Below are 26,079 nucleotides of genomic sequence, written 5' to 3'. Positions count from 1 at the left end.
AATCCGCTCGTGCTGAAACGTGAAGTTGAAAAGCGATTACAAATCCTGTACGATACTCAAAAGCGCTGCGGTCGATCCCAATTTTAAATCCCCTCTACGGTAACAGTTTCTAATGATCTATATCGTATTTATAAACGAAAAGCCCCGCTCTTTCGAGCGAGGCTCTGTCTGTTAAATCTATAACAACGATTTTCATTTTCCTTCAGCGAAGGATTCTGTGGTAAAAAGCGTCTCGATGGGGGAGCGGGCATAAATCACTTTTCTTCCCATAACGAAGGTTGGTCGTTAAAAGGAAACCCTTCGCAGCCTCAGCTCCTAACTCCAAGCGAGGAGTGGATGCGTTAAAAAGCGTCTCGGAGGCTTCACGGGCACGGATCCCGCGAAGCGGGAGAGTGAAGCCGAGAGCCGAGTGGTGATTCCCACGCAGGGGGAATCAACCACGTCTTTTTATGCAGACACTCCGAGCGACCTAGTATTCCATATCCTCACCGCCCATGCCTCCCATGCCGCCCGGCATACCGCCGCCTTTTTCATCTTTCTTCTCCGGCAGGTCGGTCACGACCGCTTCGGTCGTGATAAGCATGGCCGCGATGGATGCGGCATTCTGGAGCGCGTATCGGGTGACCTTCGTGGGATCAATAATCCCCGCCTTCACCAAATCTTCATAGCGGTTCTCCGCGGCGTTATAGCCGAATGACCCTTCGTGCTTTTTCACTTCCTCCACCACGACAGAGCCGTCCTTGCCCGCATTGAGCGCGATTTGGCGCAAGGGTTCCTCCAATGCCCGGCGCAAAATGTCCACGCCGATCTTTTCCTCGCCGCTCACCGTAAGGCGGTCAAGAGAAGGCAATGCGCGCACGAGCGCCACGCCGCCGCCCACGACAATACCTTCTTCAATCGCCGCTTTCGTGGCGGAAACCGCATCTTCCACACGGTGCTTCTTTTCCTTCATCTCCGTTTCCGTGGCAGCGCCTACCTTCAGTACGGCCACCCCGCCGGAGAGCTTCGCCAAGCGCTCCTGGAGCTTCTCCTTGTCGAAATCAGAATCAGTGAGCTCAATTTCTTTCTTGACCTGGCTGATGCGCTCTTCAATCTTCTTATGGTCGCCATGGCCCTCCACCACGGTAGTGTTTTCCTTGGTCGCAATCACCTTCCGCGCACGCCCGAGGTCCGCAATCTCGCAATTTTCCAATTTCAATCCCACTTCGTCAGAAATAACACGCCCGCCGGTCACCACCGCGATATCCTGGAGCATTTCCTTCCTGCGGTCGCCGAATCCCGGCGCCTTCACCGCGAGCGAATGGAACGTGCCGCGGATCTTATTGACCACGAGGGTGGCGAGCGCCTCGCCTTCCACGTCTTCCGCAATAATGACGAGGTTTTTCTTCCCGGTCTGTGCGATTTTTTCCAAGAGCGGAAGAATGTCGTTAATCGCGGCAATTTTCTTGTCAGTAATGAGAATGTGCGGATCTTCGTATACCGCCTCCATGCGGGAGGGGTCGGTAATCATGTAAGGGGACACATATCCTTTGTCGAATTGCAGCCCTTCCACGATTTCCTTCTCAATGCCGAAGGACTGCGACTCCTCCACGGTGACGACGCCGTCCTTGCCCACCTTATCGATCACTTCCGCTATCGTTCTGCCGATCTCCGCGTCATTCGCGGAAATCGAAGCGACTTGCGCGATTTCATCTTTGCCCGTGACAGGCTTGCTGATCTTATTTTTAAGTTCTGCCACGATGGCTTCGACGCCTTTCTCAATGCCGCGCTTCACCACCATGGGATTCGCGCCTGCCGCGACCACCTTTAAGCCTTCATGCACCATTGCCTGCGCGAGCACCGTCGCGGTCGTAGTACCGTCGCCCGCAATGTCGTTCGTCTTCGTTGCCACTTCTTTCACCAATTGCGCGCCGACGTTCTCAAACTTTTCCTCAAGTTCGATCTCTTTCGCGATCGTGACCCCATCATTGGTGATTGTGGGGGTGCCATATCCTTTATCGATCACCACATTCCTCCCGCGGGGACCCAAAGTCACCTTCACGGCGTTCGCGAGCTTGTCTACGCCGCGCTTGAGAGCGGCGCGAGCCCGTTCGTTATACACAATTTGTTTAGCCATAGCCATATACATTAATCTTATTTCAATTCTGCGTAGATCTGCGTAACTATCTGCGTGAATCTGCTTCTAAGAATCAATAGAAGCGGAAAAACGCTGAAGCACACGCGGAACAACGCCGAAAATACTAAATCTATTCGAGGATAGCCAGGACGTCAGATTCCTGCAAGACGAGGTATTCCTCATCTTTGTTGAGCTTGACTTCATCCGGCGAGTACTTCTTAAATACCACCTTGTCACCGACCTTGACTGACATGGCGGCGCGCTGGCCGTTCTCGAGCAACTTGCCAGGCCCTACGGCGATCACTTCGCCTTTTTCCGGTTTTTCCTTGTCCGCAGTCTGCGGCAGCACCAAACCGGCCTTGGTGTACTCATCCTCTTGGATGGACTTCACAATAATATGATCGTGGAGCGGTTTTAGTTTCATAAACTAATCATTAAGTCTCTGCGTCGATCTGCGTCATCATCTGCGTTGTTCAGCCTCTACTGCCTAAATAGAAGCAGAAATACGCGGATAGTTACGCAGAATTACGCAGAAATGTATTAAATTATACTCTGGTTAGCAGTCTCGACCTAAGAGTGCTAATAGCCTCCCTATCTTACGAATTCCGCGTTCCCCTGTCAAGGGCTAGGGAAGCTCCCATTATCCCCATCAGATATAATCCAGCGGCAAGCGTCCAGAGATAATGGTCCAACATGGCAAGCACTAACAAACACGCTATAACAGAGCTCCATGGACCAATTTTGAAAATTGAAAATTGTCCCGCACGCGGGATCCCGCTGCAGCGGGAAAAATTGAAAATTTTCCTTATAAACAACAATCCTATACTTAAAATCAACAACCCTCCTACTCCCAATTCAACCGCTAACAACACGGGAACATTGTGCACCGGCTGTATGTCCCAGATGGGAAGCGCGGGGAAGCGCACGCGCATTGCCACCGTGATGCCGCCCAATCCCGTGCCGGTCGCCCAATGGTCGCGGCTCACGGCGAGCGCTTGCGTGAATGCGGCAGCACGCTTGGTGAAGGAGAGCGACTCGAGCCTCCCCTGCCCGCGAAGCCGCACGGACAGCGCTGGCAACGCAAACAGCAGAACGATTATGGTACCCGCCGCGACCGTCATGAAAAAACGTGCGTTAAAGACAACGGCCTGGCGCTGGATGCGCTGCCACAAAAATATTGCGAGGGAGACTGCCCATGCGATCATGGCTGCCCGGCTCACCGACGTAATGACGCCCGCGATGAGGATGAGAGGCGCAGCGATCATGAATGCTGATTCACACCATATGATGAGGGGGCGGGATGACTCTTGGACGTTTGATGATGTTGTGCGCAATACAAGAAACAATGTAAACGCAAGCGCGGCAAATCCTCCCAAGGCGTTCGGGTGCGGCATGGTGCCATGGCCGCGCAGCCACCTCCCGCCTGTCGCTTCCACCACGCTCACGCCGAGAGTTGACGCCTCCTGCGGCGCTAGCCCAAGCCATTTTGATGAAACAAGATCGTCTTGCGCTATGAATTGCGCCACCCCTAATCCAGATGAAATCATCATGGCCACCACGAACGCAGCCAAAGTCCTCCTGACAAGCAATGGTTCTGCATGGAATACATATCCCATCGCAATGCCAATCAGCCCGAGGCGCAGTACCACAATCAACGTCAACATGGGATCAAGCGCAAAATACCATTCATACGCCATAAACAAAACACCTAATAACGTAAAGAGAGGAGTCGCAGATCTGCGGCCTGCGTGATGAACATTATCATTACCCTGATTCTGATGAGCTCTGCTCTTTATGACCTTACGGATAATTATCAATGCCGCAATCACAATAAGCGCCGCATCAAACCCATAAAGGCTTATCCTGCCATATTCCCACGCGCTTGTCCCCACAACCTCATCACGGATAATCCAACGAGTCTGCAAAGGAAGAAGAAAGGCAAATAATGGAAAGAGCCAATTAAGCATCCTAGATGAAATAAACATATAATTTATGATAGACACCTAAAACTCCAAGCACCAAATTCCAAACAATACCAAAATCCGAAATTCCAAATTCAAAACGTATTATTGGTCATTGGATATTGAGATTTATTTGGGATTTGGATATTGTGATTTGGGATTTTATCAATTTGAACCACCTCTCCCTATACTCCTCTCTCCTGTCATGATCGTGAAATTTTAAAACGTGTTCATCCAACACTACTCCTCGATGGCGTGAGGCTTCTTCTCTCAATCGCAAAGGCATAATGGCAAGCTGTACGCGGCGCAATAACCGCTCGGCCCGCCTTCCCCATAACAACAATTCAAAAATCTTTTGAATAATTTGCACTCTTTCGGAGACGCGCCGCAAAGGAGAAGTGAGGTAAGGCAATGTATGCGGCACGCTCTGGCGCAGCGTATGATTTGCTTCCCAGAAACGTTCATACACGCCTCCTTTGTCCAGAAGCGGCGTGAGCTGCACCAGCCAATAGACAAAATAAGGATCAGGAATCAATGCGGAGGCGTCTCCTTTCAGAGACAGCCGTGAAAGATCGAGCGCGTCTTCGCCCACGAAAAACGTAAGGTCTATCTTATCTTTTCTCTCCTCCTGCTTCGCGCCAAACCGCTGGAGCGAAGGCCGAAGTCCAAGCAGTACTAGGAGCGCGAGGCATACCGCCCGCACGGTCCAGAGGCGGCCGGATGAAGTGATGATGAGAAAATCAATATCACTCTCATGAGCGGCGTTTGAATATCCGAGCGTATTGCATACCGCGACCATGCGCACCCATGGCACGAAGCGGAATAGGCTGGCAACGTAACGCGCCCGTGTAAATTTGGCGTCAGCGATGAGATACCTGTTCCTGCGGATTTCTACGGTTTCCTTCCTGCCGACAAGGAAAAAAAACGACCACTGGGATTCTATGGCCTTTTCTGCAACCAATGCGCGCAATCCCTCCAACACCTCTTCGTAAGATGAGGATGCCCCAAAACCTGCCTTGTCATTGCCAATACACAGCCACGTATAAACCTCCCATGCGGTCAAGGGATAGTCAAACAGGTCAAACCACGCGAGGGTCGCAAGGAGAGATTGTTGCAATGCGGTCATACCCAGCATATCAACATCCAACGCCAAACGTGGATGGTATTTATATATCTACAGAATGAATGCGTCTGTGAAGTATTAGTCATAACAAACTTGAATACAACGTTTGGCGATCGATGAGGGAGGCTTGAAATAATGCCCATATTTTACATCACTCATCGCTACAGAATAATATCCCCATACTTAACTCTCAGACTCTTGCCTCCCTCTTGGATGTTGTACTTCTGGGCATGTGTATATTATACCACCTTGGCTCTACTGAGAGGGTAATCCCTTGTACGGAATAACTAATAAAAAACCGCGTCCTTGGTTGATGCGGATTCCATTTAGTACCTTTAATTTACCCCATAACACTTGCTTTACTTTAAAGAATGGTAATGGAATAAAGTCATAAAACACATAAAGCACAGAAACACTAAAACACGGTGTTGGCTCGAGGTTATACCTGGAACCGATTTGTTAAGTCAGCCAAAATTTAATCTAAAAATTTGAAGGTGGAAAAAATACTTCCCAGCTTTACCCAAACTACACTTTCATCAACTTCTTTTATACCTGAAGTAGGATCAAAGTTCCCAATGTTAGCAATTGATAGATGCAGGGTTACTTCATAACACATATCATTATGAAAAGTATGATGAACTTTTGATTTCACATACGTACCCGCTGCTACACCGCTAGTTTCGCCTTTATACCAAGTAACTCTATTAACGACCTGACTATCAGTCATTTTTTCTACTCCTCTGTTTCTGTGTAGCTCCTGACAGTTAGATAAATCGGCAATATCTGAATCATAAGCTACTGTTAGCCAAGCACTTTGAAAATTTGTACCCAAGTAAGCATTATCAAGTCTGACTGAAACAACCACATCACTTGACCAAACTTCGGCTCCACTTTGATGAACTTCTAAAAAGCTACCTGTCTTATAATGAGGATGGTCACTCTGTTTTAAAGTAAATTCCTGGGGATATTTAAATTCCAATCCCAAATTTTCATTCTTATATGTCTGCCAGTTGGCGGTTCCGTTAATAAATTTAAAGGTGGGAATGATTTGGTTCTGAAATGTCTTTTGGTCCATATTATTGTAGCCCTGCAAAGCTGATATTCTGTACACCCAATTTCCTCTCGCAAAATAAGTCCAAATTACATTGCCGGTGTAACCACCTACCATATTCTCAAACTCCACATCTATAACATACTGATCAAAAATTTCTTTATGTGCCCACTCTGCCCATTTAATTTTATTAACATCTAATAAACTACCAAAAGCTTTTACTAATTTTTCCTGAACAAAACTTTGAAAATCAATGTTTTGTCTGCTTGGATATCTTTCAATGACTATATAAGGTGTTGCCTGAGAGCCCATTGTAATAATATTTGAATCAGTTTGATTAACAATTAAATCCTTTGGATACTTTATTTCAAACCCATACTGCTCATTCCGATAAATCTGCCAATCAGCAAATTTATCCTGATTCCCTTGCTCTCCATTTTTGCCTTCATTAACAATGTTTTTAGTATCTTCGGTATTGGCCTGCTTTTGACTTTCCAAAACTTCAATTTTTTTATTTAAATAATCAACCTGTGTTTCCAATACTTGCTGATTGCCACTGCTGTTGTTTCTCGCCATGACAAAATACACTCCTGCTCCGACTAGTATGGTGGTGGCGAAGACAGAGATAATTATAGTTAACAGTGTGTTAAATTTTGGTTGAGGTTCTAACATTTCCTCATTTTGTGGCTGTGCGGGGCTTGTTGGTGGCATAAAATTATAATTTAATTCTATCGAAAAGGCGACCGCCGTTAACCCCGTGAAAAAACTGTCCTTACATGGTGAATCTTGATCGGGAGCGCGTGGACCGAGGGCAGGCGAGAGAGCGACAGGTTGACCGCCATAAACGTGAGCGCAATCCCCAGCCCAAACACCGCGCGCTCCATGGCGACGACCGGAATGAGCGCGGTCCAGAGCGGCGCCGCCATATTGGTTGCCCAGATCCAATACGCGCCGCCGACTGCGTGCGCGGTAAATGTGGAGCCTAAACTTTTCCCCACCAAGGTCTTCCGCAAAGGCGTGAGCGATACAATCATGGGGATGGTCCAATAAAGCGCGTAGTACCACACCGCGCGGCCGATGGGGTGTTCCCAAAAGATAAGCATGGCGAGCGCGGGCACGCCAATCTCAATCCACCGCGACTTCTTGCCATGGGGCCGCATGACGCTGGCAAAATAAAATGTCGCGCACACCAGCGGCAAAAGGCGAACTACATTCATCACGGTGACTTCTTTCCCTTGGATGATGAAACTCGCGATTTCCGTAAACAATACGGTAACGGCGCCGCTCACGCCGCCAAGGAATGCGCCCACTGCCGGCGCAAACAGCTGCAAGAGCGTAAAGGTCTGGCCCTTAGCTCCCCACACCGCGCTCACCGCCACGCGATCCGCCAATAGGCCGATCACGGCAAAAAGCGCAATAGCGATAATCCTTTTTTTAGAAAACATGGACTTAAGATAATTTAATAATATTTCCCTCATGATCAAATTGGTATCCCTTCTCTTCTAATGCGTCTTTCAATTCCTCAATTCTTTCTTTCAATGGTTGAGAATCCCATGCTATACCTTCAACGCCCCACAAGTGAAGATTCAGCGGTGAACCACTATCATGCACTGTCCCTTGTTGTAGCACTACTCGTCCTTTATTATATGCTTCGACTAATTCTCCCTCCGATACTTTATCAAGTAGAGTAGTCAATTCCTTGATTGATGAAGATGAATCATTTAAACCACGAGGAAAATTTTCATTCTTCATACTACAAGAATACCATCGCTTCTTTCACACGTCAAAATAGCATAAAAAGCCCTTATCCACAACAATGTATTGACGTAAACGGATATTTGACATACCCTAAACTTAAGAATATGACACATCAAACCACCGCCATTCACTCGCTTCTCCTTACTTCTCTCCTCCTTCCATTACCGGGTGGGAAGTAATGCTGCGTAGTCAAAATTCTACCTATTACCTCCCATAAGGGGAGGATTTTTTTATCTTTACCGCAGTTAAATGAAATCCTAAAATTCAAAACCAATTCGTAGCGTCGCAGCTTGCCTGCGCAAGCAGGCTTGTCTGCGACTTCAAGTAACCTATCGGTGGCAGATAAACTGCCACGCTACCATGAATAAATATGCTCACTATGCCATCTTCACCCCAAACCAAAGAACGTCTGTACATCTTCGACACTACCTTGCGGGATGGCGAACAAGTGCCGGGCGCGAAGCTGAACACGCAAGAGAAAGTCGCGCTCGCGCGGGAGCTTGCGCGGCTGAGCGTGGACGTGATTGAAGCGGGATTCCCCATATCAAGCCCGGGAGATTTCGCGTCAGTGGTCGAGGTGTCCAAGGCCGTGGGCGACGTGACGGTGTGCGCGCTCACGCGGGCCGTGCACAAAGACATTGACGCGGCAGTCGAGGCATTGCGTTTTGCGAAACGGCCGCGCATCCATACCGGCATCGGCTCGTCTGATATCCATATTGAAAAAAAGTTTAAATCCACGCGGGACAAAGTGCTCTCTCAAGGCGTCGATGCGGTGCGCTATGCGAAACAATTTGTCCATGACATTGAATTCTATGCCGAAGATGCGGGACGCGCGGATCCTGTGTTTTTGGCGCAGATGGTTGAAGTGGTCATTGCCGCGGGCGCCACGGTCGTCAATATCCCCGACACCACCGGCTATTGTTTTCCTGAAGAGTGGTATGAAAAAATAAAATACCTGTTCGACCGCGTGAAAGGCATTGAGAATGTCGTGGTAAGCGTCCATTGCCACAACGACTTGGGGCTTGCGACCGCGAACACTTTGGCAGGCGTGCGCGCGGGCGCGCGGCAGGTGGAAGTGACGATGAACGGCATCGGCGAGCGGGCGGGAAACGCGGCGCTCGAAGAAGTCGTGATGGCGCTGAAAACCCGGCGCGATAACGGCTTCGAGATCAGGATTGAGAGCTCCCGCTTAGCCTCTTTAAGCAGGCTCATCGCTAAAACCATGGGCATTCCGGTACAGCCGAACAAAGCGATTGTAGGCGCAAATGCCTTTGCCCATTCATCCGGCATCCATCAGGACGGCGTATTGAAAAGCAGGGATAATTATGAAATCATCAATCCGCCGGATGTGGGCGTGGACGTGTCGAGAATCGTGCTCACCGCACGCTCCGGCCACGCCGCGCTGAAACACAAACTCGCGCAATTGGGATTCTCATTGGAAGGCGATCAGCTGGATGAGGCGTATCGGCGTTTCCTCATCGTGGCAGACGAAAAGAAAGAAGTGGAAGAAGAAGACCTCATTGATATAATGACAAAATTCAAATTTCAAAGTTCAAAGAAATGACCAATGCCCAAACCCCAATGACCAACCAATGCATTAATGACTGAATGACCAATTTGGGATTTTCACATTTGGATTTTATTGGTCATTGGAAATTGGGATTTGGGATTTTCATTGCTATGTCCAAGACCTTGTACGACAAAATATGGGACGCGCATGTGGTGCGGGAAGCCCCGAAGGACCCCGCCAAGGCGGGGCTTACGGGGCAGGCGCCGAATGAACCTGCGATCATCTACATTGACCTTCATCTCATCCATGAGGTGACCTCACCGCAGGCGTTTGCGGGGCTAAAAACGCGCGGAATGAGGGTGCGCCGCCCTGATCTCACCTTTGCCACCATGGATCATGCGGTGCCCTCGCGGGGACGCTTCGAAAGAGTGTGGAAAGACGGAAATGCGCAGAAACAAGTGAATACGCTTGAAGAGAATTGCCGCGCAGAAGGCATCACTCTCTACGGGCTTGAGAGCGACAAGCAAGGAATTGTCCACGTCATCGGGCCAGAACTCGGCCTCACCCAGCCGGGCATGACCATCGTGTGCGGTGACAGCCATACGTCCTCGCACGGCGCGTTTGGCGCCCTCGCCTTCGGTATCGGCACGTCGGAAGTTGAACAGGTGTTCGCTACCCAGTGCCTCCTGCAAAAAAAGACCAAAACCATGGCCATCACCATCACCGGTGAGCTTCCGCGGGGGGTGTATGCAAAAGACATCATCCTTTCCATCATCCGGCGGATCGGTGTGGGCGGCGGCGTGGGCTACACTCTGGAATACCGCGGGAATACAATAGAAAAATTAAGCATGGAAGAGAGGCTCACGGTGTGCAACATGAGCATTGAAGCGGGCGCGCGCGCCGGCATGATCGCGCCGGATCAGACGACGGTCGATTATCTGCTCTCAAAAATTTCCTTTCCTACCGAAGAATCAAAACGCGCGACAATAGCCACATGGCTTTCCTTTCGCGGTGATTCGGACGCGGCGTTTGACCGTGAAGTGAAGATGGACGCGTCTGAAATCGAGCCCATGGTGACCTGGGGCATCAATCCGGGCATGTCCGTGAAGGTGAGTGAACACATTCCTGATGACACCGCGAATCCTGAAGTGAAGAAAGCGCTTGACTATATGGGAATGCAACCGGGCCAGCGGGTCATAGGGCAACGCATCGATTATGTATTTATCGGCAGCTGCACCAATGCGCGCATTGAAGACCTGCGCGTCGCCGCGCAATTCCTGAAAGGGGGGAAAATCGCGGCGGGCCGCATCGTCTACGTGGTGCCGGGATCGCAAAGTGTGAAGAAACAGGCGGAAGCGGAAGGGCTGAAGGAAATATTCGAAAATGCCGGATGCGAATGGCGCGATCCGGGCTGCAGCATGTGCATCGCGATGAACGGCGATGTCGTGCCCCCGGGGAAATACTGCGCGTCCACATCCAACCGCAACTTCATTGGCAGGCAGGGCCAGGGCGCGCGCACGCTCCTCATGTCCCCTGCCATGGCGGCCGTGGCGGCTATTGAAGGCAAGGTGACGGACGTGAGAAAATATATTCAATAAATATGTCACAGGCTCCATTCAAAAATTTTTCTTCGCTCCTCGTTCCTCTGCTGATGGACGACGTGGACACTGACCAGATCATACCCGCGCGGTTTTTGATCGCAACCGGAAAGGAAGGCTATGGGGAAAATCTATTCCGTGATTTGCGGTTTAATCCGCAGGGCGAGGCAGGGCCGGAATTTCCTCTCAATAATCCCCTGTATGAAACTCCGCGGGCTCACGCCCACGGTATCTCTCTCAAGGGAGATCAGGCGGAATCCGCCGTAGCAGTCCTGCCGCCTTCGCGCAAGGCTTCGGCGGATCCGCAGTCCCGCATTCATCCGCGGGCTGACGCCCGCGGTTTTCCTGCGGAGGCGGATAAAAATGCAAGGATATTGCTCGCGCATAGGGATTTTGGCAGCGGCTCTTCCCGCGAACATGCGGTCTGGGCGCTTTCTGAATACGGGTTCAAGGCCGTGATTGCGATTACCTTCGGCGATATTTTTAAAAATAACTGCTATAAAAACGGCCTTCTTCCCGTTTCATTGCCTGAAGTGGCCGTGGACCAAATGCATAAAGATGCCGCAGGTAGTCCGCAAGAAGAAGCGCACCTTGACCTAGAACGGCAAACCGTGAGTTGGAAAGGCAAGGACTACCGCTTTGAGATTGATCCGTTCGTGAAAGCATGTCTCCGCGACGGGGTAGATGAGATTGGATATATTCTTAAATTTGAGCCGGAGATTGCTGCGTTCGAGCAACGACAGTCACAAGAATAGTAGCGTCGGAGCTTGCCTCCGACAATAAGACATCGTGAGTGGTAGACAAGCTACCACGCTACAATGTGAAAAAATCTCATTGATGCGTATTGATATGTATAAAAATATCTTAGTTTTACCGGGTGACGGCATAGGACCGGAGGTGACCGCAGAAACCGTCAAGATGCTGAAAGCGGTCGCGGAAAAATTCGGACACGATTTCCATTTTCGTCATGAGTTGATTGGTGCTGCGGCAATCGACGCGACAGGCGATCCCCTGCCGCCAAAAACCATTGAAGCTGCCAAGGACACAGACGCGATTTTGCTCGGCGCGGTGGGCTTGCCGAAATACGACCAGGACCCGCATGCCACGGTGAGACCGGAACAGGGACTCTTGAAAATCCGCAAAGATTTTGATTTGTTCGCAAATATCCGCCCAATCAGGCTCTTCTCTCCACTCCTCGACGCTTCTTCATTGAAACAGGAGGTCCTTGAAGGCGCGGATATCGTATTTTTCAGGGAACTGGTCGGCGGCATTTACTTTGGAGAGCCGCGGGGCAGAAACGTGGCGCGGGACGAAGCATGGGATACCATGCGCTATACCAAAGATGCCGTCGTGCGGATCGCCCGCATGGCGTTTGAGGCGGCGCGCAGAAGGAAAAAAACGCTCCGTTCCGTAGACAAGGCAAACGTCCTGGAATGTTCCCGCCTCTGGCGGGAGACCGTGAACGAAGTTGCGCGCGATTACTCCGACGTCGCGCTCACGCATATGTATGTGGATAACGCCGCCATGCAATTAATAAAAAATCCGCGCCAATTCGACGTGGTCCTCACGGAAAACATGTTCGGCGACATCCTGACCGACGAAGCATCGCAAATTGCGGGAAGTCTTGGCCTGCTCGCGTCCGCGAGCCTTGGGCCGGGTGTGGGTTTATTTGAGCCTATCCACGGATCGGCGCCGGATATCGCCGGGAAGGGCATCGCAAACCCGATCGCCTCCATCCTTTCCGGCGCAATGCTGCTTGAGTACGCGTTCGGCCTCAAAACAGAATCGGATGCCGTATGGCGCGCCGTGTCGTCGGTGTTAGAGAGCGGATATCGTACCTTTGATATCAAAGATACCACCACCACGGACGATAAAATTGTAGGAACGAAAACGATGGGTGATTTGATCGTATCTCAATTTCCGCGTATATCTGTATAATATACTAATTTGCCAACCCAATTCCGATTGTCATTCCAGACCGGGATCTGGAATCCAGACATAAAACAAACAAAAAGATCAATTTTCTTTTGGTTTTCCCCGATCTCGGTCGAGGACGGCGTCTGGATTCCCGCTGGAGCTTGCCCCGTACCTTGATACGGGGCGGGGATGACGATGGAATCGGAATTGAATAGCAATTGAGTATAATCCGCGTAAATCCGTTTTATTTTCTCTTTTTTTCCGCTTCCCACCATTTTGATATCCTCTCCATCCCTTCACTGATTTCTTCTCTCGTGCCGCTGAAAGTGAGACGCAGGTGATTTTGGCCCACAGGCCCGAAAGCAGAGCCCGGCGTGGTCACGACCTGCACCTCATTCAGGAGGCGTTCCGCGAGCGTCACGTCATCCAACCCCGGCGCGATTATTTTCGGAAAAATGTAATACGCGCCAGTGGGGCGCACATAGGTGAAGAGATCCGGCATCCTGTCGAGCCATTGGCAGATCAGGTCTCTGCGCGCGTGCATTTCTTTTAATTCATCCGCAAACGCGCTGTCCGGGATATCTAGCGCGGCGAGCGCTGCGATTTGGGAAATGCGCGGTGCACTCACAATCGTATTGTCGTGGAATTTCATGAATTCTTTTACCAACTCCTCCGATCCCACGAAGTATCCCACGCGCCAGCCGGTCATGGCGAATTTCTTGGAAAAAGAGTGCACCGCAATCACATTATTCCGCGCTTCTGGGATCAGCAGGGGATGGAATAATTTTTTCCCGTCGAATACCAGGTATTCGTAAGGTTCATCTACGATAAGCCACAAATGGTGCTGCACGGCGAAACGCGCTATTAACTCAATATCTGCACGCGCATATACATGGCCGGTGGGATTGTTGGGATTGATAATGATAATCCCTCTGCTTTTTTTGGAAATTGCTTTCTCAAGCGCGCGCTCCGTCAATCCCCATCCCTTTGATTCGTCCAGATGGACATAAGAAGGAACAAGGCCGGTCACTTCCATTTCTTCGATGTGCGACGCGAATCCCGGGTCCATCACGAGCACCTCGTCTCCGGGATCGAAAAGCACCATCATCAATCCCATCATCGCCTCCATAGCGCCCGCAGACACGAGCACTTCTTTTGGCGAGATCTCAAACCCATAGCGCTTCGGCCAGGTGCGCGCGATCTTTTCGCGCAAGCTGGTAAGTCCCGACACGGGCGCATATTTATCCAGATGAGGATCATTCTGAAACGCGTCACGCACCGCGTCCCGTATCTCCTCTTTTGTCCGAAACGACGGCACGCCCCAGCCGAACGATACCACGTTCTTGTATTCCGTAGCCTTCAGCGCCATCTGCTTGATGGCGGACACTTCAATTTTAGTTATGCGCTTACTAAAAGGTCGAATGGGTTTCAACATAGTATGATACTAATCAACTAATTAATACTAATGATACCTGCCTGCGCAGGCAGGCTAATACCTACGAATTCGCAGTGATTCGCATCATTCGAATACATTCGTATATTGGTATCATATTTACTTCACTCCCTTCCACTCAATCTTCACCACATCGATAATCTTTTCCAATTTCTTGAAAATATAATCGCAGTTTTCTCTGGGGCCTGCTACCCAAAGATACATTGTAAAGCGCTCTGGGTCTTCGGGGTGCGTCTTGCCGCTGAATTCATAAATATTCAGGCTGAACTTTCGCAGCACATTTGTTATGCGCGTCATCACGCCCACGTGATTCATGGCTTCGAGGGTAATCTTGAAATGGAACTCATTGTATTGCATAACTTTACTTATTCAAATAATGCAAAAATCAAATATCAAAAATCAAAATGAAAATGTAAAATTTATAAATTTTGGTTTGTCATTCTGTCCCGCACCTTAATGATGGTATTCAATGGTAAGCGGGATCCCGCAAAGCGGTGACATTTTGAGATTTGTATTTTAATTTAATCGCTCGTTGACGCGCTTAATTTCAAGTGCGATTCCGCATGTAATGCCCGTCGAGGGTCAACAATGATCTGCTCATGCACTCCCTTGCCTGCCGGCACCATGGGGTAGACGTGCTCCTGCGGGTCAACCCGCACCTCAACAAGGACCGGCCCGGGAGTCTGCATAGCCCACTCAAACGCCTGCCGCAAATCCGCAGCTTTCTCCACGCGCCGCGCGGGAATGGCATACGCTTCTGCCACGCGCACGAAATCGGGATTCCCTGAAAAAGTGCTTGCAGAAAGGTTCGAGCCGTAGAAAAGCTCCTGCCACTGCCGCACCATACCCAGCGATCCGTCGTTCATCAGCACCATTTTTACCTCGACTTTGTTTTCCGCAATCGTCGCGAGTTCTTGGATATTGATCTGAAAGCTGCCGTCGCCGCTCACTGCCCACACGCGCCTCCCCGGCGCGCCAAATTTCGCGCCCATGGCCGCGGGCACGCCGAATCCCATCGCGCCTAAGCCTCCGTGCGAAATGTGCGAGTGCGAATGGCGGAACCGGTAATAGCGCATCACCCACATCTGATGGCGGCCTACGTCTGATGCCACGATGTCTTCGCCCTTTGTCATTTCCGAAAGCAGGCTGATCGCCCACGGCTGGGAAATGGGACCGTCTTCAGCTTGCGGATAAGGAAGGGCGAATGGCGGCCAAGCGGCTTTCCACTCTTCAATGGAGCGCCGCCACTTCGGCCACGCGCGCGTTTGCATCTCCCTCACGGCGGATGAGAGCGTATCCTTCACGTTGCCCATGAAAGCTACTGCGGGAGTTATAATTTTGCCAACCTCGGACGGGTCTATCTCGAAATGGACAAATTGCCTGCCGCTCTTGAAGCTTTTCAAATCGCCTGTCACGCGGTCGTCCCAGCGCATCCCTATGCCGATCACTACATTTGATTCTGCCAGCGTCTTGTTCGCAAGCGCCGTGCCGTGCATGCCCACCGATCCCAGATACAGAGGATGCCCTTGCGGAAATACGCCTGTTCCCAAGAGCGTATTGGCCACTGGAATCTGCAATTTTTCCGCAAATGCCAAGAGTTCCTTTTCCGCCCCGCCAAGCTCCACCCCGTGCCCAGCAAGGATTAAGGGGCGCGCATCAGGATTTTCTAATAATGTTTCAAGCTGTTTCACCGCTGAGCGCATCTCGGGATCGTCCATATGCGGGATGCGGTAACCCGGCAGCGCTAAAACTATTCCCTTTTGGTACTCAACTTTGTTCATGAGCGCATCCTTAGTCACATCCACATGCACCGGCCCTGGGCGGCCGGACCCGGCAAGATAATAGGCGGTCGTGATTATGTCTGCCACGTCTTCCGCCCTTTGCGCCAAAAAGCTGTGTTTCACGATCGACACCGTAATGCCTATGGAATCCACCTCTTGAAACGCGTCAGAACCGATCAGAGGCGAGGCAACCTGCCCGGTGATTGCGAGCAAAGGAATGGAATCCATGAACGCGCCCGCAATCCCTGTTACAAGGTTTGTGGATCCCGGACCCGAGGTGCCCAAGCATACCCCCACGTTCCCGGTCACCCGCGCATAACCATCGGCGGCAAACGCCCCTCCTTGTTCATGGCGGATAAGGATGTGTTTAAGCTGTGGGTATTTCGCAAAATGGTCATACAAGGGCAGCACCACGCCCCCAGGCATGCCCCACATCACGTCGACGCCGAGGTCTACTAAAGTTTTGAGTAATATCTCGCCTCCTGTTAATAACATAATGAATGATTTTATTACCTAACCCTTTACTGCCACTGCTTCAATTTCTATACACGCGCCTTTCGGAAGCGCCGCGACCTGTATGGTCGCGCGCGCTGGATACGGAGGATTAAAATATTCCTGATACACCGCGTTCATCGCCGCAAACTCGTTCATATCCTTCAGGTATACGGTGGCCTTCACCACGTCCTGAAGAGTGAAGCCTTCCTCGCGCAGCGCCTCTTTAAGATTTTCAAACGCCTGCCGCGTCTCCGACGCAATACCGCCGGCGACGAGCGCACCTGACCCATCAATCCCGATCTGTCCGGAACAGAAAAGGAGATCGCCTGCACGCCGTGCGGTTGAATATGGGCCGATGGGTTTTATGTGGTTATTCATAAATTAAACTCCTCACTAAGCGGCGTATACTGGCATAGTGATGGCGTACACTGGCTTCTACTTTTTCCAGTTTTCGGGACGCAATCCGCGCACCGCCGCGCCTGCTTGCCACATTTCGGAATTTTTCATTTCGTCCAATTCTTTCTTCAAATTCTCGCGGTAGTGCGGATCGCTGTTTGCCTTAAGCACGATTTCCGTTTCCTTCCCTTCTTTCACTCTTTTGTAGAGCTCTTCGAACACCGGCTCCACTGCCTTGCGGAACTTATGCCGCCAGTCAAGCGCGCCGCGCTGGGCAGTCGTCGAACAGTTTGCATACATCCAGTCCATACCTTTTTCTGCAATCAAAGGGATGAGGCTTTGTGTAGCTTCTTCCACGGTTTCATTGAACGCTTCAGAGGGCGAATGACCCTTGGCGCGGAGGAGGTTGTACTGCGCCTCCATAATGCCCGCAAGCGCACCCATGAGCACACCCCGCTCGCCGGTCAAGTCGCTCCATACCTCGTTCTCAAACGTGGTGGGGAAGAGAAAACCGGAACCGACTGCAATACCGCAGGCAATCGCGCGGTCGCGCGCATGGCCTGTCGCATCCTGAAACACCGCAAAGCTCGCGTTTATCCCGCTGCCTTTTAAAAAATTCCTGCGCACGGACGTACCTGACCCTTTTGGCGCGACCAGAATGACATCCACACAGGCGGGCGGCACCACGCGGGTCTGGTCTTTGTACACAATGGAAAATCCATGCGAAAAACAGAGCGCCTTACCCTTCGTAAGATGCGGCTTCAAGGCAGGCCAGTACTGCTTCTGCCCCGCGTCAGAGAGCAAATATTGGATAATGGTGCCGCGCGCAGCGGCCTCGTCCAACTCAAACAACGTTTCACCCGGCTTCCATCCATCATTCACCGCCTTATCCCACGAATCCGTACCCTTCCGCTGGCCCACAATGACGCGAAAGCCTTGATCGCGCATATTGAGGGATTGCCCCGGCCCTTGCACGCCGTAGCCAAGCACCGCGATGGTCTCATCCTTTAATGCTTCCTGCGCGCGCGATAAAGGGAATTCATCCCTGGTCACAACGTCTTCCGTAACGCCGCCGAAATCAATCTTCATAGTAGTAAAATAAAAAATAATACATATCTGCGTTGACCTGCCCGCCATAGCCTCTATTCATGAATGAGATACACCTGTGACTTTAGATGCATAACCTTACTCTCGTTCGTACCCGACCATAGGCGTAGGCAGGCGGGTCTGCGTCCGTCCGCATACGCACTAAACGCCAAATATTACTAAAGGTGACGCGGACGGCTTCTGCGTACATACGCGTGAAACCTAAAATTGCTGCGATCCATTATTTGGTATAAAAAATGGCCGCTTTCGGGCGGCCTCTGCGACGGTATTGCGTATACGCAAGCGGCCACCCTCACGGCTGGATAAGGATAACAACGCTAAAAATCTGATTGGTTGCGGTACTTTGCATAGGTATATTCTAAGGCTACTCCCGCCGGGTTTTTATGTCAACCCCGTTGTATATAAACTGTATAAATAATTGAATTATGGATTAAAGGACATCTCATATTAAACCATGTCTCATTTATTATCAACGGGATCAATGGGAAAAATGCAAAAGGGGCATATTGAAAACTTCGGGATCACTCTGGCGCGTCATGACAATGCCCTCAACCTCCACGATAACTACTTCTGTTAGAAAGACGATCTCTCCGGATACGAGATGCCCTCCGACCGCGTTGTGGTTCCCTTGCGCCGCAGTAAGGTGGATATGGATCGAAGGCTTGCCGTCCGCAAATGCAACCGTGCCGCAGCCGAAATATTCCAGAGGCTCGCGGTACTCGCGCAAGACAGTGCGCGGTTGGTCATCCTCCTCTCCTTGCGCCATCGCATTCACCTTGAGATTCTTGAATCCTCCTAAGAGTACCGGAATATAGCCGGCTTTTATCCCCTTCTCAAGGCAAAAAGCATTCAATGCGTCACGCAAATCCTGTCCGGGCTTAAACCGAGCTACCATTACCCTTCCCTGCCTTCCTTCGGCGGATACATAGTTCATACATTTTTTCTCCTTTCCCTCCTTTTCCTAAAGCGAGGGGGTGCCACAGTTCGCAGTGAGGACTGTTTGAGTCCCGCGGAGCGGGACGAGTTCCGCAACAAGAACTGGGGTGCGACCGAGCAGAATAATACACTAATATGGTTGGAATCTTAAAGAAACGTGTTTTCCCAACGAATAAACGCACGTCTAACTTGTCACGGCCCCTCTCGATGCGCTTCCCACGAGCGTGGCGTATTTCCACAGCACCCCTCGCTGATATTTCAGTGCGGGCGCTTTCCACACTGCTGCGCGTGCGCGCATTTCCTCTTCGCTTATCTCAACATTTATTTCTCGTCTTTGGACGTCTATGTCAATCATGTCCCCTTCTTTGAGGAACGCAATCGGGCCGCCTGTCTGCGCTTCCGGCGTGATGTGCCCCACCATGATGCCGTGCGTGCCGCCGGAAAAACGCCCGTCCGTGATGAGCGCGACCTCCTTCCCCAATCCCGCACCCATGAGCGCGGAAGAGGGAGAAAGCATTTCTCTCATGCCCGGGCCGCCTTTCGGGCCTTCGAAACGAATAACCATCACGTCGCCTTTTTTTACCCTGCCTTCCAGGATCGCATCAAGCGCATCTTCTTCCCGCTCGAATATCCGCGCAGGCCCCTTGTGCGCCATCACACCTTTCCCCGAGAGCTTCATCACCGCCCCTTCAGGCGCGAGATTGCCGCGGAGGATAACGATGTGGTGGTCCGGCGGCGCACACGGCTGATCCACGCGCGCGACTATATCCTGTCCTTCGGGGTAGTCCGGCGCGTCTTTTAGATTCTCCGCCACGGTCCTGCCAGTCACCGTCATGCAATCGCCATGCAAAAGGCCGTACTGCAAGAGGTGTTTCATCACCATGGGGATGCCGCCGATATTGTGCAAATCTTCCATCACATATTTCCCAAAAGGCGAAAAATTTCCGAGGAGCGGCACCCGCGCGGCCACGCGCGAGAAATCATCAAGCGTGAGCTCCACGCCCGCCTCATGCGCGAGGGCTAGATAATGGAGCACGGCGTTGGTAGACCCGCCCAGCGCCATCACCACGACAATGGCATTCTCAAACGCTTGCCTAGTCATGATGTCACGAACGCGGATGCCCCGCTCAAGAAGATGAAAGAGCGCCGTGACTGTTTTTTTGCAGTCGTTCCGCTTGTCCTCAGACACTTGGTTGTGCCTGTCCACGGCGAGATTGGATGAGGAGCCGGGAATGGACATGCCAAGCGCCTCGATGGATGACGCCATGGTATTCGCCGTAAACATGCCGCCGCAGGATCCTGCCCCGGGGCAAGAATGGCATTCTATCTGGTGGAGCTCTTCGTCGCTTATCTTCCCCGCCGCATGGGCGCCAATCGCTTCGAACGAGCTCACAATGGTGAGGTCTTTATCACCCAGTCTGCCGGGGTGAATCGAACCGCCGTAGAGCGTGAGGCCAATGCTGTTGTTGCGCGCCAAAGGCATCAGCGCGCCGGGAATCGTCTTATCGCATCCTGACAAGGTAATCGCGCCGTCTGCCATGTATGACTCCTGCATGATTTCTATGTTGTCCGCAATCCATTCGCGCGACACGAGCGAATACTTCATACCTTCCGTACCCATGCTCTCACCGTCGCTTACCACCGGCGTGCCGAAAATAAACGGCTTGCCGCCTATCTTTTCCACTTCCTCAACCACAACACGCCCGAGCTTGTCCACGTGGTCATTGCACGGCGTGGCGTTGGTGTAGGGACAGGCGACCGTGATGATGGGTTTCTCAAAATCCTGATCCTTAAAACCCACCGCCCTTAGCATGGCCCGCGCCGCGGCCCTTTTGGGCCAGTCGGCAGTGCCGGGAGAACCGGTCATAAGCTGGCTGTGGTGTTTCAATGAGGAAGCTGACATAGAATTATTTATTCACCAAGGTAAGCCAATGCATATACTTCTCGTTTTCCGCTTTCACGATGGTCTTAAACGCGTCAGTGAGTCTCTTAGTCACCGGGCCTGGGGCGTCTTTGAACTCCGTGTCGTCAATCTTCCCGATGCCGGCGATCTCCGTCGCAGTGCCGGTGAAAAAGCACTCATCCGCCTTCAACACTTCCGCAAGGGAAAGAGGGCGCTCCTCCACCGTGTAGCCCAAATCGCGGGCAAGGGTGATGACCGAAGTGCGGGTTATGCCCGCGAGGATAGTGCCAAGCGGCGGGGTCGCCACCACGCCGTTTTTGACCATGAAAAAATTCTCGCCCGTGCCCTCGGCAATATTACCTTCATAATCCAGCTGAATGGCTTCCCCGTATCCGGCATCAACGGCATCAAGCCCCGCGAGCATAGAATTGACATAATGGCCGGTGATCTTCGCATCGGTCGCGGACGAATGCGGGTGGATGCGGATGACCTTGGACACTTTCGCCGTGATGGCCGCCTCTCCCAGATAGGCGCCCCACGGCCAGACCGCAATCGCGACGTCCACCGGACAGCCCGCGGGATTCACGCGCAGTTCGCCGTAGCCGTAAAACATGATCGGGCGGACGTAACATTCCTTAATGTCGTTTTTGCGTATCGTCGCCACGACCGCCTCTGCGAGCCGCTCTTTCGTATAGGGAACCTGCATGCGCAAACACGAGGCGCCGTAGAGGAAGCGCTCCAGGTGCTTCTCCAACTGGAAAACCGCAGGGCCCTTTGCCGTGGCGTAGGTGCGGATTCCCTCGAACACGCCCGTGCCATAGTGGAGCGCGTGCGCGAGGACGTGGATTTTCGCCTCCTGCCAGGGGACGAATGAACCGTTGAGCCAGATGAATTGGGTAGGCTGCATAGTATTTATAACAAAGTAATACCTTCAATATTGTCATTCCTGCGCAGGCAGGAATCCAGACAAAAAATAAACAGCAAAATCGATCTATTTTTTATTTTTGTTTTCTAGATCCCCGCCTTCGCGGGGATGACATCTTACGATGTCACCTTTTGATACAACAAATTATATGCTCTCTCAAACGCCACCACGGACGCGGTGATGACGTCCGGCGACACCGCCGAGCCGGTCACCTTGGCGCCGTTCGGGTGCTCAAGCGCGAGGTGCACGCGGACAATAGCGTCGGTGCCGCCGCGGTCGATCTCCACGTCGTAATCCACCAGTGCATGGGGAATGCCGTGCGGGGATTTGGCAAGCGCTTCTTCTGCGCCCTTAATGACCGCGTCAACCGGCCCCACGCCCTCATATTCACCTTCGTACGTTCCGCCGTTGAGCTTCACGCTTACCTCGGCGCGCGGCATCGCGTGCCGGGGAACCTGGATGGTGAAATCCGCAATCCGCAGTATCTCTTGGTAATCGTACGGGAGTTTGGTCACATCTTCAAGGAGGAGATTGAAACTGTGCAGCGTCATCTCATGCATTTTCTCATGGAACTGCGCGACGGAAATTGCGAGCCGCTCCTCATGCGCCTTATCCAGCGCGACATGGAAAAGCTTCTTCGCCCGCACGCCAAGGTCCGTAGGGATAGTGTGCGCATCCCACAGGACTTTCATACCTTCACTCTTGCTCACCTTTGTGAGCGCATACAGCCGCTCCTTCCATAATTCCTGCAAGGCGGCAACGGTGGGCGCGATAACCGGCGGTTCCACCGCCCTCACGAGCACGCTCTTGGGATCTTTTAAGCCATGGCCTGTCAGCACCAAAACGATACTCTGATCACTGTTCACTGTTCCCTGTTCTTTCAGTTTCTTCACCCCTGCCCAGACAAGCGCGGACGACGGCTCTATGAACACTGATTCTGCCCTGCTTAATTCTTCCTGCGCGCACAAAATCTCTTCCTCGCTCACCGCGACCGCCTGTCCCCCGCTTTCCCTGATCGCGCTCAAGGCCTTCGTGGCATCCAAAGGATTACCCACATTTGCCGCTTGCGCCACGGTCTGGGCGAGCGATTCAGACGCTATGACTTTCGCCTCATTCCTCTGCCATGCTTCAACTATAGGCGAGGATTGCGCCGCCTGTACGCCAAGAAGTTTCGGCAAGCGGTCAATAAGGCCAAGCGCTAAAAGATCCTGGAAACCTTTTGCGATCCCTGAAAGATTCGTGCCGTTCCCCATGGGCACCGCCACCCACTCTGGCACCTGCCAGTGCAGCTGTTCGATAATTTCATAGGCCTGCGTCTTGCTCCCTTCTGCGCGCAGGGCATAATCCCCGGCGAGAAAGTAACCCTCCTCGGACGCTAAATATTCTGCCAGCCGCACACAGTCATTGTAGCTTCCGCGGACTGCAATAGGCTTCGCGCCATACGCGATAATCATGGAAAGCTTGCCAATGGGCACTCCCTCTGGCACAAAAATGTAGCATTCAAGTCCTGCTTTTGCCGCGTACGCCGCGACCGACCCGGCCATATTGCCGGTGGATGCGCACACCACTGCCTTATACCCATGCTGCACGGCCCAAGAAATTTCCAAAAGCGACCCGCGATCCTTGAAACATCCCGTGGGGTTCTCACTCTCCAATTTCGCCCACAAGCGCTTAATGCCCTGCCGCTCCCCAAGGTTCGACAGGAGCTTCAAAGGCGTGACACCTTCCTGCAGAGTCACGATCTGCGTGAAATTCCCCAGAGGAAGCGCGCGCCAGTATTTGCTGGAGCGCAGGTTTGACTCTTTCCAGTCAGTCTGGTTAATGAATCGCGCAAGCTCCTGATAATCGCAAAGAAGGTTGAGCGGCCCCTTGCAATGGAGGCAGCGATGGACCGCCTCGTGCAGGCTAAACTCCATGCCGCACTCATGGCAACGCGCCTGCCAATCCATAAGCAGTGCCGTGTCCGGTGCATTGGGCGTTGATTGCGGCATAGAACTTAAAATGAAATCGAGCCCCTTTGAGTGGAGGCTCGTGACGTTTCGCATTAATTTCGAATGCACATCAAGGCCTCTTGAAAGGGCTTACAAGTATAATGCTGATAATGATGGCGTTGACCTTGGTGCAATGGTACATAGACTATTCTCATCCTATACAAACCACCTACCTCTTGTCAACAGGCATGCTTGTTATACTCAATTGCTATTCAAATTCCGATCCTCACCGTCATCCCGCACTTAAGATGCGGGATCTAGAAAACCAAAACAAACATAAAAATCGATCGGTTTTTGTTTATTTTTGTTTCTGGATTCCAGATCAAGTCTGGAATGACGATCGGAATTGGGTCAGCATGCTTGTCCCGTGGTATAACGGAGTCAAATGAGAGAATTAAAATTACTGCAATTTAATTATTCAAAAATTTTCCTTTCCTTTATAAGCCGGACGAATTGGGCGGTGGCGCAGTCACGGGTTTTCTTTTCTTCCTCAGTGAGCGCCATATAATGTTTCTTGAACCGCGGTTCGTGCCATAGATAACCAATCCAATAACCGCTCTCCTGAAAATCAGGAGGAATATGGTTCAGAAGCATCCCCTGGTCATCAGCGCCGGACAACTCTTCGGAAAAAATAATCTTCTCTGCGCGCGCGACCGCATACGCCTCGCGCCATGATACGCGGCGCTCATCGCCCTTCGCGTCTTTTAACAATGCGAGCAGTGATTCGCAACGCTCTCGGTCGGTGAATACACTGGACGCATCAAGCCCGGAAAGCCTGCGCGTCCACACGTGGTTCCAGCGTTCTCCCAGATAGGGAACTGTAATGCCGCCATCAGTGGCCACGACAAACTGCTGCGGATACAATGCAGAATATGCGAGCGCCTTTTTCTCCGCATTCTCTTGCAAAGTCGGCTTGTCTTCATCCACGCTGATCTCCTGCTGCGGCAACACAAGCGATAGCCCTAAATCCCTGAAAAAGATGGAGAACTGTTTCAACTTATCAGTATTACGGGTAGCCAAAATAATTTCCATAAATAAAACATATCTGCTATTCACCTATCGCGAATGTAAGGAAATATGAGGTTAACTCCCTTGCTTTTTTAATACCGTGATCCAATAGCTGCCAATCCTGTCTTTGACAATGGTAGGCATGAGATAGGCAGAGATGAAATTATTTACAAACGCAGAGGGGAGAATCATGAGCGCCCACTTTGCGCACCTTTTACATTTCAAAAATTTACGCGCGAGGGATTCAAACTTGTAAAGCGTAGGCATGATGCACGTTGAGACATCCTCCTCATGTGCGATGGAAAACTTGCTCAATTTTATCACCCTTAAAAATTCATCATAGGTGTCAAACACCTCAAGCGCCATTCCTCTCTCGCACAAACGGCACGCCAACTTTTCCGCTTCATCGAGATTTGAGGCGCTCCTATAGCCGTCGGAAATGATAAAATACCCGCCCTTTTTCAAAACCCTGTACACCTCATCTAATACCTTTTCCTTCTCCCTGCTATAACACAATGCTTCCACGACAAAGACAATGTCGAATGTATCGGGAGCATATCGTGATAAATCATGATAATCGCCCTGCGTGGGAAAATAATTTGGGAACCGACGCCCCCTTTTCTCTGCATAGGCCAATTGCCCGGGCGAGAGATCAATCCCGTAAAACTGGACTTCTGGATTCATCTTGGCTAAATACGCAGAATTTGCCCCGCGCCCAGTGGCAATTTCCAAAACCTTTTTGGCGCAATATTTCTTTATATAACCATCAACAAAACGCGCATGGGCAAGAAGGTCGCTTTCTTTGTATACGCCATCCCTGCTGATACCCATATACATGAGGTCTGTATGCGTATGGAAAACAGAATAGGGTATCTGGTTTACCCTATAATACTTTTGAATGTACTTATTATCAGCGGAAATTGATAATACTTTCTCAAAATCAAAGACTTCACGAAGCTCATTCAACTTTTTATGTAATTCTCTTGAGGCCATATACCCTTGAATTATACTACATTGCCAACCCAGTTCCGATTGTCATTCCAGACCTGA

The 26,079-nt window shown here is 51.3% G+C and carries 21 protein-coding genes and 1 pseudogene; 4 read left to right on the top strand and 18 right to left on the bottom strand.

The annotated features are described in order from the left end of the window. Positions 1–469: 469 nt before the first annotated feature. From groL to WC659_02900, 7 genes are all read right to left on the bottom strand, one after another. Entirely contained in the window at positions 470–2,116 is a 1,647-nt protein-coding gene (gene groL, locus WC659_02930) for a chaperonin GroEL (protein ID MFA4872865.1), read from the bottom strand. Between the two features lie 130 nt (positions 2,117–2,246). Then, on the bottom strand, positions 2,247–2,540 hold the full coding sequence (locus WC659_02925) for a co-chaperone GroES (GenBank protein ID MFA4872864.1): 294 nt from the start codon (positions 2,538–2,540) through the stop codon (positions 2,247–2,249). Between the two features lie 172 nt (positions 2,541–2,712). Continuing rightward, positions 2,713–4,101, bottom strand: a complete 1,389-nt coding sequence (locus WC659_02920; protein ID MFA4872863.1) for an O-antigen ligase family protein — start codon at positions 4,099–4,101, stop codon at positions 2,713–2,715. An 88-nt stretch (positions 4,102–4,189) separates the two neighbouring features. Then, positions 4,190–5,203: a hypothetical protein gene (locus WC659_02915; GenBank protein ID MFA4872862.1), complete on the bottom strand. Its 1,014-nt coding sequence runs from the start codon at positions 5,201–5,203 to the stop codon at positions 4,190–4,192. Positions 5,204–5,675: 472 nt separating this feature from the next. Then, positions 5,676–6,962: a hypothetical protein gene (locus WC659_02910; protein MFA4872861.1), complete on the bottom strand. Its 1,287-nt coding sequence runs from the start codon at positions 6,960–6,962 to the stop codon at positions 5,676–5,678. 38 nt (positions 6,963–7,000) lie between these two features. Then, positions 7,001–7,696 carry a hypothetical protein gene (locus WC659_02905; GenBank protein ID MFA4872860.1) on the bottom strand — a complete coding sequence of 232 codons (696 nt, stop codon included), beginning with the start codon at positions 7,694–7,696 and terminating at the stop codon, positions 7,001–7,003. Between the two features lie 4 nt (positions 7,697–7,700). Continuing rightward, positions 7,701–8,003 (bottom strand): hypothetical protein, encoded by a 303-nt coding sequence (locus WC659_02900; protein MFA4872859.1) that lies wholly within the window; start codon positions 8,001–8,003, stop codon positions 7,701–7,703. Between the two features lie 385 nt (positions 8,004–8,388). On the opposite strand from WC659_02900, the pseudogene WC659_02895 reads away from it, so the two are divergent. From WC659_02895 to leuB, 4 genes and pseudogenes are all read left to right on the top strand, one after another. After that, positions 8,389–9,537: pseudogene (locus tag WC659_02895) on the top strand (2-isopropylmalate synthase). A 152-nt stretch (positions 9,538–9,689) separates the two neighbouring features. Further along, positions 9,690–11,117 (top strand): 3-isopropylmalate dehydratase large subunit, encoded by a 1,428-nt coding sequence (gene leuC / locus WC659_02890; GenBank protein ID MFA4872858.1) that lies wholly within the window; start codon positions 9,690–9,692, stop codon positions 11,115–11,117. A gap of 2 nt (positions 11,118–11,119) precedes the next feature. Beyond that, on the top strand, positions 11,120–11,872 hold the full coding sequence (leuD, locus tag WC659_02885) for a 3-isopropylmalate dehydratase small subunit (GenBank protein ID MFA4872857.1): 753 nt from the start codon (positions 11,120–11,122) through the stop codon (positions 11,870–11,872). A 94-nt stretch (positions 11,873–11,966) separates the two neighbouring features. Next, positions 11,967–13,055, top strand: a complete 1,089-nt coding sequence (gene leuB / locus WC659_02880) for a 3-isopropylmalate dehydrogenase (protein MFA4872856.1) — start codon at positions 11,967–11,969, stop codon at positions 13,053–13,055. Positions 13,056–13,278: 223 nt separating this feature from the next. Here leuB and WC659_02875 read toward each other — a convergent pair whose 3' ends face one another. From WC659_02875 to WC659_02825, 11 genes are all read right to left on the bottom strand, one after another. After that, positions 13,279–14,469 carry a pyridoxal phosphate-dependent aminotransferase gene (locus WC659_02875; GenBank protein MFA4872855.1) on the bottom strand — a complete coding sequence of 397 codons (1,191 nt, stop codon included), beginning with the start codon at positions 14,467–14,469 and terminating at the stop codon, positions 13,279–13,281. Positions 14,470–14,586: 117 nt separating this feature from the next. Then, positions 14,587–14,844, bottom strand: coding sequence for an ACT domain-containing protein (locus tag WC659_02870; protein ID MFA4872854.1), 258 nt, complete (start codon positions 14,842–14,844; stop codon positions 14,587–14,589). Between the two features lie 164 nt (positions 14,845–15,008). Next, positions 15,009–16,763 (bottom strand): biosynthetic-type acetolactate synthase large subunit, encoded by a 1,755-nt coding sequence (gene ilvB / locus WC659_02865; GenBank protein MFA4872853.1) that lies wholly within the window; start codon positions 16,761–16,763, stop codon positions 15,009–15,011. Positions 16,764–16,781: 18 nt separating this feature from the next. After that, positions 16,782–17,141 carry a Rid family detoxifying hydrolase gene (locus WC659_02860; protein MFA4872852.1) on the bottom strand — a complete coding sequence of 120 codons (360 nt, stop codon included), beginning with the start codon at positions 17,139–17,141 and terminating at the stop codon, positions 16,782–16,784. Between the two features lie 57 nt (positions 17,142–17,198). Continuing rightward, a complete protein-coding gene (ilvC, locus tag WC659_02855) occupies positions 17,199–18,248 on the bottom strand; it encodes a ketol-acid reductoisomerase (protein ID MFA4872851.1) in 1,050 nt (349 codons plus the stop codon). A gap of 496 nt (positions 18,249–18,744) precedes the next feature. Beyond that, positions 18,745–19,200, bottom strand: a complete 456-nt coding sequence (locus WC659_02850; protein MFA4872850.1) for a PPC domain-containing DNA-binding protein — start codon at positions 19,198–19,200, stop codon at positions 18,745–18,747. Between the two features lie 186 nt (positions 19,201–19,386). Then, positions 19,387–21,105 (bottom strand): dihydroxy-acid dehydratase, encoded by a 1,719-nt coding sequence (gene ilvD, locus WC659_02845; protein ID MFA4872849.1) that lies wholly within the window; start codon positions 21,103–21,105, stop codon positions 19,387–19,389. A 4-nt stretch (positions 21,106–21,109) separates the two neighbouring features. Beyond that, on the bottom strand, positions 21,110–22,012 hold the full coding sequence (locus WC659_02840; GenBank protein ID MFA4872848.1) for a branched-chain amino acid transaminase: 903 nt from the start codon (positions 22,010–22,012) through the stop codon (positions 21,110–21,112). 134 nt (positions 22,013–22,146) lie between these two features. After that, on the bottom strand, positions 22,147–24,021 hold the full coding sequence (gene thrC / locus WC659_02835; GenBank protein MFA4872847.1) for a threonine synthase: 1,875 nt from the start codon (positions 24,019–24,021) through the stop codon (positions 22,147–22,149). 414 nt (positions 24,022–24,435) lie between these two features. Beyond that, on the bottom strand, positions 24,436–25,053 hold the full coding sequence (locus tag WC659_02830; GenBank protein MFA4872846.1) for a non-canonical purine NTP pyrophosphatase: 618 nt from the start codon (positions 25,051–25,053) through the stop codon (positions 24,436–24,438). Between the two features lie 51 nt (positions 25,054–25,104). After that, positions 25,105–26,022 (bottom strand): class I SAM-dependent methyltransferase, encoded by a 918-nt coding sequence (locus tag WC659_02825; GenBank protein MFA4872845.1) that lies wholly within the window; start codon positions 26,020–26,022, stop codon positions 25,105–25,107. Positions 26,023–26,079: the final 57 nt, after the last annotated feature.

Source organism: Patescibacteria group bacterium, from assembly GCA_041645165.1.
Taxonomy (GTDB): domain Bacteria; phylum Patescibacteriota; class Patescibacteriia; order 2-02-FULL-49-11; family 2-02-FULL-49-11; genus 2-02-FULL-49-11.
Note: the sequence above shows the minus strand (reverse complement) of the source record. Positions and strands in the feature narration are given on the sequence as shown.

Coding starts and splice junctions, on each gene's coding strand:
- groL (MFA4872865.1), bottom strand. CDS start 2,116: ATGGCTAAACAAATTGTGTATAACGAACGGGCTCGCGCCGCTCTCAAG.
- WC659_02925 (MFA4872864.1), bottom strand. CDS start 2,540: ATGAAACTAAAACCGCTCCACGATCATATTATTGTGAAGTCCATCCAA.
- WC659_02920 (MFA4872863.1), bottom strand. CDS start 4,101: ATGTTTATTTCATCTAGGATGCTTAATTGGCTCTTTCCATTATTTGCC.
- WC659_02915 (MFA4872862.1), bottom strand. CDS start 5,203: ATGACCGCATTGCAACAATCTCTCCTTGCGACCCTCGCGTGGTTTGAC.
- WC659_02910 (MFA4872861.1), bottom strand. CDS start 6,962: ATGCCACCAACAAGCCCCGCACAGCCACAAAATGAGGAAATGTTAGAA.
- WC659_02905 (MFA4872860.1), bottom strand. CDS start 7,696: ATGTTTTCTAAAAAAAGGATTATCGCTATTGCGCTTTTTGCCGTGATC.
- WC659_02900 (MFA4872859.1), bottom strand. CDS start 8,003: ATGAAGAATGAAAATTTTCCTCGTGGTTTAAATGATTCATCTTCATCA.
- leuC (MFA4872858.1), top strand. CDS start 9,690: ATGTCCAAGACCTTGTACGACAAAATATGGGACGCGCATGTGGTGCGG.
- leuD (MFA4872857.1), top strand. CDS start 11,120: ATGTCACAGGCTCCATTCAAAAATTTTTCTTCGCTCCTCGTTCCTCTG.
- leuB (MFA4872856.1), top strand. CDS start 11,967: ATGTATAAAAATATCTTAGTTTTACCGGGTGACGGCATAGGACCGGAG.
- WC659_02875 (MFA4872855.1), bottom strand. CDS start 14,469: ATGTTGAAACCCATTCGACCTTTTAGTAAGCGCATAACTAAAATTGAA.
- WC659_02870 (MFA4872854.1), bottom strand. CDS start 14,844: ATGCAATACAATGAGTTCCATTTCAAGATTACCCTCGAAGCCATGAAT.
- ilvB (MFA4872853.1), bottom strand. CDS start 16,763: ATGTTATTAACAGGAGGCGAGATATTACTCAAAACTTTAGTAGACCTC.
- WC659_02860 (MFA4872852.1), bottom strand. CDS start 17,141: ATGAATAACCACATAAAACCCATCGGCCCATATTCAACCGCACGGCGT.
- ilvC (MFA4872851.1), bottom strand. CDS start 18,248: ATGAAGATTGATTTCGGCGGCGTTACGGAAGACGTTGTGACCAGGGAT.
- WC659_02850 (MFA4872850.1), bottom strand. CDS start 19,200: ATGAACTATGTATCCGCCGAAGGAAGGCAGGGAAGGGTAATGGTAGCT.
- ilvD (MFA4872849.1), bottom strand. CDS start 21,105: ATGTCAGCTTCCTCATTGAAACACCACAGCCAGCTTATGACCGGTTCT.
- WC659_02840 (MFA4872848.1), bottom strand. CDS start 22,012: ATGCAGCCTACCCAATTCATCTGGCTCAACGGTTCATTCGTCCCCTGG.
- thrC (MFA4872847.1), bottom strand. CDS start 24,021: ATGCCGCAATCAACGCCCAATGCACCGGACACGGCACTGCTTATGGAT.
- WC659_02830 (MFA4872846.1), bottom strand. CDS start 25,053: ATGGAAATTATTTTGGCTACCCGTAATACTGATAAGTTGAAACAGTTC.
- WC659_02825 (MFA4872845.1), bottom strand. CDS start 26,022: ATGGCCTCAAGAGAATTACATAAAAAGTTGAATGAGCTTCGTGAAGTC.